The sequence below is a fragment of the Cellulomonas terrae genome, assembly GCF_007990265.1.
Classification (GTDB): domain Bacteria; phylum Actinomycetota; class Actinomycetes; order Actinomycetales; family Cellulomonadaceae; genus Cellulomonas; species Cellulomonas terrae.
In genome coordinates this window covers 1-6,824 of record NZ_BJWH01000040.1, presented here as the reverse complement: position 1 = coordinate 6,824, position 6,824 = coordinate 1, and the positions used below count along the sequence as shown (strand labels likewise).

Below are 6,824 nucleotides of genomic sequence, written 5' to 3'. Positions count from 1 at the left end.
GGTCGGGTCGGTCAGTTCCGTGGGGTCCGTCGGATCCGTCGGGTCCACCGGGGTGCCGGGATCGATGGGGTCGGTGCAGACGGGAGCCTGACCGCCCTCGCCGAAGTGCTCGTTGTAGAGGCTCACCTGGACCCAGGTGACGCAGTACCCGTCGGGGAACGAGGCGGAGAAGTCGGGGTGGTCCGTCCAGGGGTAGTAGCTCTGGCCCACGTACGCGGCGCGCGGCCAGACGTTGTTGTGCGGGATCGACTGGTGGACGTTGAAGGACCGCTCGCCGGTGCCATCGGGTGCGGTGACGCGGTAGTTGATGTGACCGTTCGCCTCGAACACGGTGCCGGCGGGAAGCGACAGGCCCGCCGCCGTGACCGTGTAGGGCGTGGGGCTGTCCGAGCCGGCGGCGTGCGCGGCGGTGGGCAGGAGGACGAGCGCGGCCGAGAGCGCGGCGGCGCTGAGCGTGCGGGCATGCATGGGGGAGTTCCTCGGGATAGGCGAGCGGGTGCGCGCGACGACGTCGTCGCAGGGCGCTGGGACAGGGCTGGTCGGGGGGGGCGCTCAGGCCCCGGCAGTGGGCCCGACCCGGAAGGCGTCGCGGAACTTCGACCGCTGGTACGTCACCACGTCTCCGCCTCCTCCCTGTCCGATGTCCTGACAATTCTCACCGAGATCGGTTGCTCCGGGCACGGGTCGAAGGTCCCGTCCTGTCTGTGGACAGCGGGATGTGTCACCCCCGCGATGTCCCCTAAGGTTCCGGCCAGCGTGCAACTCGGACATGACGGATGAACCGGGCACTGTGACCAGACCGAGGAGGACACCGTGGACGGTGTGGCGATCCTCGAGACCGAGGTCCGTGAGCTGATCCGGCGGCGCGGGCTCGACCCGGTGCGGGACCGTCCCGGTGTTGTCGCGCTCGTCTCGGACGCGATCGCCGACTACGACGAACGGTCGGTCGTCGGCGCCGTGCCGCCACTGGTCGACGCCGTGGCCGCGCACAAGTCGGTGGTCGACGCGGTCGCCGGGCTGGGACCGCTGCAGAAGTACCTCGACGACCCGGAGGTCGAGGAGATCTGGATCAACTCGCCGACGCAGGTCTTCGTCGCGCGACGCGGCGAGGCGGAGCTGACCACGACGATGCTCACGGACGGTCAGGTCCGTGACCTCGTCGAGAAGATGCTGAAGGTGTCCGGGCGCCGCCTCGACCTGTCCAGCCCGTTCGTGGACGCCAGCCTGCCGGGCGGGGAACGACTGCACGCGGTGATCCCCGACGTCACGCGGCGGCACTGGTCGGTGAACATCCGCAAGTACGTCGTCCGGGCGACGACGCTCGACGAGCTCGTCGGCCTCGGGTCGATCACTCCGCACGCCGCCGCGTTCCTGCAGGCCGCCGTCCGCGCAGGGCTCAACGTGCTCGTCTCCGGCGGGACCCAGGCGGGAAAGACGACGCTGCTGAACGCGCTGGCCGGGGCGATCCCCGCCCGGGAGCGGGTCATCACGTGCGAAGAGGTCTTCGAGCTGCGGCTCGTCGCGCGCGACTGGGTGGCCATGCAGTGCCGCCAGCCGAGCCTGGAGGGCACGGGCGAGATCCCGCTGCGCAGGCTGGTGAAGGAGGCGCTGCGTATGCGGCCGAACCGGTTGCTGGTCGGGGAGGTGCGGGAGGCCGAGGCGCTCGACCTGCTCATCGCGCTGAACGCGGGCGTGCCGGCGATGTGCACCATCCACGCGAACTCGGCCCGCGAGGCGCTGACCAAGCTCTGCACGCTGCCGCTGCTCGCCGGGGAGAACGTCTCGGACCGGTTCGTCGTGCCCACCGTCGCCTCCGCCGTCGACCTCGTCGTGCACCTCGACCTGGACGCCGGTGGTCGCCGCCTGGTGCGGGAGATCGTGGCGGTCCCGGGCCGGGTCGAGCAGGGGATCGTGGAGACCGCTGACGTCTTCCACGCGCGCGACGGGCACCTGGTCCGCGCCGACGGCTACCCGCCGCACCCGGAGCGGTTCGCCCGGTCCGGGACCGACCTGGCCGCCCTGCTGCGAGGGCGGGGCTGATGGGGGTCGTCGTCGGGCTGCTCCTCGGGGCGGGCGTCGCGTGCATCTGGTGGTCGTTCTGGGCCGAGCCCACGGGACCCTCCGCGCGGCGTCCGACCGGGTGGCACGCCCGGACCCAGGACGCCTTGGTGCAGGCCGGTGTCGCCGGGGTGACGCCCGGGGGCCTCGTGGCGGCGAGCGTGATGCTCGGGCTGGTCGCCGTGCTCCTGGGCACCGTCCTGACGCGGATCCCGTCCATCGCGCTGTGCTTCGCGGTGTTCGCCGCGATGGCGCCCTGGGCGGTCGTGCGAGGACGTGCCCGGCGCCGTCGCGCACGGCTGCGACAGCTGTGGCCGGAGGTCGTCGACCATCTCGGGTCGGGGATCCGCGCCGGGCTGGCGCTGCCGGAGGCCGTCGCCCAGATCGGAGAACGCGGTCCGGTCGAGCTGCGCGAGGCGTTCACGGCGTTCGCCGAGGACTACCGGGCGACGGGACGCTTCGGCGAGAGCCTCGACGCGCTCAAGGCCCGGCTCGCGGACCCGGTGGCCGACCGGATCGTCGAGGCGCTTCGCCTGACCCGGGACGTCGGCGGCACCGACCTCGGCCGGCTCCTGCGGACGTTGTCGACGTTCCTGCGCGAGGACGTCCGCACCCGCGGGGAGCTGGAGGCACGGCAGAGCTGGACCGTGAACGCCGCGCGGCTCGCGGTCGCCGCCCCGTGGATCGTCCTGGCGCTCCTGGCCACCCGCTCGGAGGCAGCCGCGGCGTACGACACCCCCGCAGGGTTCGCGGTCCTCGCCGTCGGTGGCGCGTGCACGGTCGTCGCGTACCTCGTGATGCTGCGCATCGCCAGGCTCCCCGACGACCCACGGGTGCTGCGATGAGCCCGGGAGTGGTCGGTGCGCTCGTCGGGCTGCTCGGCGGGCTCGGCCTGACGATCGTCGTGCTGCGGCTGCGGTCCCGCCGGATCAGCCTCGACCAGCGGCTCGCCCCGTACCTGCGCCCGCAGGCCACCGCGTCCGGGCTCCTGCGTGCTCCCGTCGTGCGCGGGCCCTTCGGGACGGTCGAGCGGCTGGTCGCCCCGGTGATGACGGACGCCGTCCGGCTCGTGACACGCCTCGGCTCACCCACCGCCGAGCTGCGACGACGCCTGAGCCGGGCGGGACGCAGCGAGACGGTGGAGCAGTTCCGCGCCGGGCAGGTGGTCTGGGGCGTCCTCGGCCTCGCTGCGGGCCTCGCCCTGGCGCTCGTGCTCGCGGCGACGCGCGGTGGCGGCGTGCTCCCGCTCGTCGTGCTGGTCGGGGTCTGCGGTCTGACCGGTGTGCTCGCGCGCGACTGGGCGCTGACGCGGGAGCTGCGTGCCCGTGAGGCACGGATGCTCACCGAGCTCCCGACGGTCGCAGAGCTGCTCGCTCTGGCGGTCGGGGCGGGCGAGGGGGCGGTCGGCGCGCTGGAGCGGGTCGTGCGGTCGACCCACGGCGAGCTCTCCGCCGAGCTCGCGCGGACCCTCGCGGACGCGCGCGCCGGTGCACCGCTGACGGTGGCACTCGACAACCTGGCGGACCGGACCGGCCTGCCCGCGCTCGCGCGGTTCGCCGAGGGGGTCGCCGTGGCGGTGGAGCGCGGCACTCCGCTGGCCGACGTGCTGCGGGCACAGGCGCAGGACGTGCGTGAGGAGGGGCGCCGCGCCCTCATGGAGACCGGCGGGCGCAAGGAGGTGCTGATGATGGTCCCGGTGGTCTTCCTGATCCTGCCGGTGACCGTCGTCTTCGCCGTCTTCCCCTCGATGGTGGTCCTGCGGGTCGGTCTGTGACCGACGCAGGAGTCGTGCACGGCGCCGCGATCGCGGCCGACGAAGGGAGTACCGATGACGGGCGGGACCGAGAGTCAGTCGGGGAGCACGGGCGACCGGCCGACGTCACGCGTCGGAGCGGCGCTGTGGGGCTCGCTGGTGTGGGGGAGCACCGCGTGGAGCGGTGTGCGGCGACGGGTCGCCCAGGGGGAGCCCGAGCGTGGCGACGTGCCCGGCTGGGTCCTGGTGACCCTGATGACCGCAGGTCTGGTGACCGCGCTGTGGGTCATCGCAGGCGACGCCCTCGGCCGGGTGTTCGAGGAAGCCATCAGCGGCGTCACCGGGCCCTGAGGGGGGAGGCGGGGTCGGCGATCGTCGACTTCGCCCTCGTCGGCGGCCTGGTCACCGTGCTGTTCGTCGCCGTGCTCCAGCTGACGATCGTGCTGCACGTGCGCAACACCCTGGTCGACTCCGCCGGGGAGGGCGCCCGCTATGGCGCGCTGGCCGGGCACCAGCCGGCTGACGGGGCGCAGCGGTCGCGGGATCTCATCGCGCAGTCGTTGTCGTCGGCGTATGCCCAGGGGGTGAGCGCCGGGCGGACCACGCTCGACGGGGTGGAGGTCGTGGAGATCGAGGTCCAGGCACCGTTGCCGCTGGTCGGGCTGATCGGTCCGGCGGGCATCCTCACGGTCCGCGGGCACGCGTTGGTCGAGGATCCGTGAGGGGGTGGTGGGCGGCGCGTCGCGCACGGCTCGACGGGGACGACGGGAGCTCCGTCATCGAGTTCCTGGGGCTCTCGCTCGTCCTGCTGATCCCACTGGTGTACCTCGTGCTGACGCTCGGGCGTCTCGAGGCCGCGACGTTCGCCACGGAGGGCGCCGCGCGCGAGGCCGCGCGGACGTACGTCGCCGCGGACGGTGCCGAGGAGGGTGCCGAGCGGGCCGTCGCCGCGGTCGGCATCGCGCTGCGGGACCAGGGCTTCCACGACGATCCCTCGACAGCCCTCACGCTCACCTGCTCGGCGGTGCCCTGCCTGGCGCCCGGCAGCGACGTGTCCGCACGGGTCGAGGTGCGGGTGCCGCTGCCGTTCGTGCCGGGCTTCGTCAGGGATGTCATCCCGCTGGAGGTCCCGGTGAGCGTCGAACGCGTCGCCCCGGTCGACACGTACCGGACCACCGATGGCTAGCGCGTGGCGGGCAGGCGCGACCAGGCGGTCACGCCTGCCGGCGGGGGACGACGGGCAGGTGATGATCCTGACCCTCGGGTTCGTGGTCGTCGCGCTGCTCCTGCTGACGGTCGTCGTGTCGGCGGCCGGCGTGCACCTGGAGCGCAAGCGCCTGCTGGCGCTCGCGGACCTGCTCGCGCTCGAGGGCGCGGACGCGGTCGGTGACCACCGCTACTTCGAGCCCGGTGCGGGGCAGGAGGTGCAGAGGTCCGGGGGAGTCCCGCTCACCGACGCCTCGGTCCGCGCATCCGTCGACGCGTACCTGCGGGACAACCCCGGCGCGGCGGCGGCCTGGGACGAGTTCGCGGTCCTCGGCGCGACGACGCCCGACGGCCGGACCGCGGAGATACGCCTGGGGGCGGTGGTCCGGCCGGCGTTCATGAGCTGGGTGCTCGCTCCGTGGTCCGACGGGATCGCCCTGGAGGCCGGGTCGGTCGCTCGGGGGTCCTGAGGCCAGACCTCGGGGGAGGAGCGAGCACGTCGGACCCGGTAGCCTGGGCGGTTGTGGCCACCACTGACTTCCCCACCGCGATCCGTGATCTGCGCACCACCCTGGGCACCATCCAGGCGGTGAGCGACCCGACCGCGCTCCAGGCGAAGGTGGCGCGGCTCTCGGAGCAGGCGTCGGCCCCGGACCTGTGGGACGACCCCGACGCCGCACAGAAGATCACCAGTGCGCTGTCCTCGACCCAGGCCGAGCTGGACCGGATGAGCAAGCTCGACGGTCGGATCGACGACCTGGAGACGCTCGTCGAGATTGCCACCGAGGAGGACGACGAGGACACCCTCGCCGAGGCCGAGGCCGACCTGCTGAAGATCAAGAAGGACCTCGGCGAGCTCGAGGTCCGCACGCTGCTGTCCGGGGAGTACGACCAGCGCGAGGCCGTCGTCACCATCCGTGCGGGTGCCGGGGGCGTCGACGCCGCGGACTTCGCCGAGATGCTGCTGCGCATGTACCTGCGCTGGGCCGAGCGGCACGGGTACCCGACGACCGTGCTCGACACCTCCTACGCGGAGGAGGCGGGCCTGAAGTCGGCGACGTTCGAGGTCAAGGTGCCGTACGCGTTCGGCAACCTGTCCGTCGAGGCCGGCACGCACCGCCTGGTCCGCATCTCCCCGTTCGACAACCAGGGCCGGCGCCAGACGAGCTTCGCGGCCGTCGAGGTGATCCCGCTGATCGAGTCGAACGACTCCATCGACATCCCCGAGTCCGAGATCAAGGTGGACGTCTTCCGCTCCTCGGGCCCTGGTGGCCAGTCGGTCAACACCACGGACTCGGCGGTGCGCATGACTCACATCCCGACCGGGATCGTCGTGTCGATGCAGAACGAGAAGTCGCAGATCCAGAACCGCGCCGCCGCGCTCCGCGTCCTGCAGTCCCGCCTGCTGCTGGTGAAGAAGGCTGAGCAGGACGCCAAGAAGAAGGAGCTGGCCGGCGACGTGAAGGCCAGCTGGGGCGACCAGATGCGGTCCTACGTCCTGCAGCCGTACCAGATGGTCAAGGACCTGCGGACCGAGCACGAGGTGGGCAACCCCGCCGCGGTGTTCGACGGCGACATCGACGACTTCATCGAGGCCGGCATCCGCTGGCGCCGCTCCGCGGAGCCCGTCACCGACTGACACGCCTCTGCACGCGACGGCCCGGCATCCACTGCGATGCCGGGCCGTCGTCGCGTCCGCAGCGCAGATCCTGCTGCGACCCGGCGACCCGGCGACCCGGCGACCCGGCGACCCGGCGACCCGGCGACCCGGCGACCCGGCGACCCGGCGACCCGGCGACCCGCGCGT

At 73.0% G+C, this 6,824-nt stretch carries 8 protein-coding genes and 1 pseudogene; 8 read left to right on the top strand and 1 reads right to left on the bottom strand.

Annotated elements, in window-relative coordinates; all coding sequences use genetic code 11:
* Positions 1-468 (bottom strand): annotated as a pseudogene (locus tag CTE05_RS20415) (hypothetical protein); the annotation flags it as partial.
* A gap of 345 nt (positions 469-813) precedes the next feature.
* Here CTE05_RS20415 and CTE05_RS19905 point away from each other — a divergent pair.
* The 8 genes from CTE05_RS19905 to prfB all read left to right on the top strand — a co-directional run bounded on the left by CTE05_RS19905 (position 814) and on the right by prfB (position 6,656).
* The gene (locus CTE05_RS19905) at positions 814-2,040 is read left to right on the top strand and encodes a TadA family conjugal transfer-associated ATPase (RefSeq protein WP_146848033.1); all 1,227 of its coding nucleotides are present in this window, start codon (positions 814-816) and stop codon (positions 2,038-2,040) included.
* Positions 2,040-2,903 carry a type II secretion system F family protein gene (locus CTE05_RS19900; protein WP_146848032.1) on the top strand — a complete coding sequence of 288 codons (864 nt, stop codon included), beginning with the start codon at positions 2,040-2,042 and terminating at the stop codon, positions 2,901-2,903. The genes CTE05_RS19905 and CTE05_RS19900 overlap by 1 nt, the downstream gene beginning before the upstream one ends.
* Positions 2,900-3,832 (top strand): type II secretion system F family protein, encoded by a 933-nt coding sequence (locus CTE05_RS19895; RefSeq protein WP_146848031.1) that lies wholly within the window; start codon positions 2,900-2,902, stop codon positions 3,830-3,832. The genes CTE05_RS19900 and CTE05_RS19895 overlap by 4 nt, the downstream gene beginning before the upstream one ends.
* A 135-nt stretch (positions 3,833-3,967) precedes the next feature.
* Entirely contained in the window at positions 3,968-4,162 is a 195-nt protein-coding gene (locus CTE05_RS19890; protein WP_146848037.1) for a hypothetical protein, read from the top strand.
* A gap of 56 nt (positions 4,163-4,218) precedes the next feature.
* Positions 4,219-4,533: a pilus assembly protein gene (locus CTE05_RS19885; RefSeq protein WP_371863383.1), complete on the top strand. Its 315-nt coding sequence runs from the start codon at positions 4,219-4,221 to the stop codon at positions 4,531-4,533.
* Positions 4,530-4,997, top strand: a complete 468-nt coding sequence (locus tag CTE05_RS19880; RefSeq protein ID WP_146848030.1) for a TadE/TadG family type IV pilus assembly protein — start codon at positions 4,530-4,532, stop codon at positions 4,995-4,997. Before CTE05_RS19885 ends, CTE05_RS19880 begins: the two co-directional genes overlap by 4 nt.
* Before the next feature lie 61 nt (positions 4,998-5,058).
* On the top strand, positions 5,059-5,487 hold the full coding sequence (locus CTE05_RS19875; RefSeq protein ID WP_146848035.1) for a hypothetical protein: 429 nt from the start codon (positions 5,059-5,061) through the stop codon (positions 5,485-5,487).
* 53 nt (positions 5,488-5,540) lie between these two features.
* Positions 5,541-6,656 carry a peptide chain release factor 2 gene (gene prfB, locus CTE05_RS19870; RefSeq protein ID WP_146848029.1) on the top strand — a complete coding sequence of 372 codons (1,116 nt, stop codon included), beginning with the start codon at positions 5,541-5,543 and terminating at the stop codon, positions 6,654-6,656.
* Positions 6,657-6,824: the final 168 nt, after the last annotated feature.

Coding starts and splice junctions, on each gene's coding strand:
- CTE05_RS19900 (WP_146848032.1), top strand. CDS start 2,040: ATGGGGGTCGTCGTCGGGCTGCTCCTCGGGGCGGGCGTCGCGTGCATC.
- CTE05_RS19875 (WP_146848035.1), top strand. CDS start 5,059: ATGATCCTGACCCTCGGGTTCGTGGTCGTCGCGCTGCTCCTGCTGACG.
- CTE05_RS19895 (WP_146848031.1), top strand. CDS start 2,900: ATGAGCCCGGGAGTGGTCGGTGCGCTCGTCGGGCTGCTCGGCGGGCTC.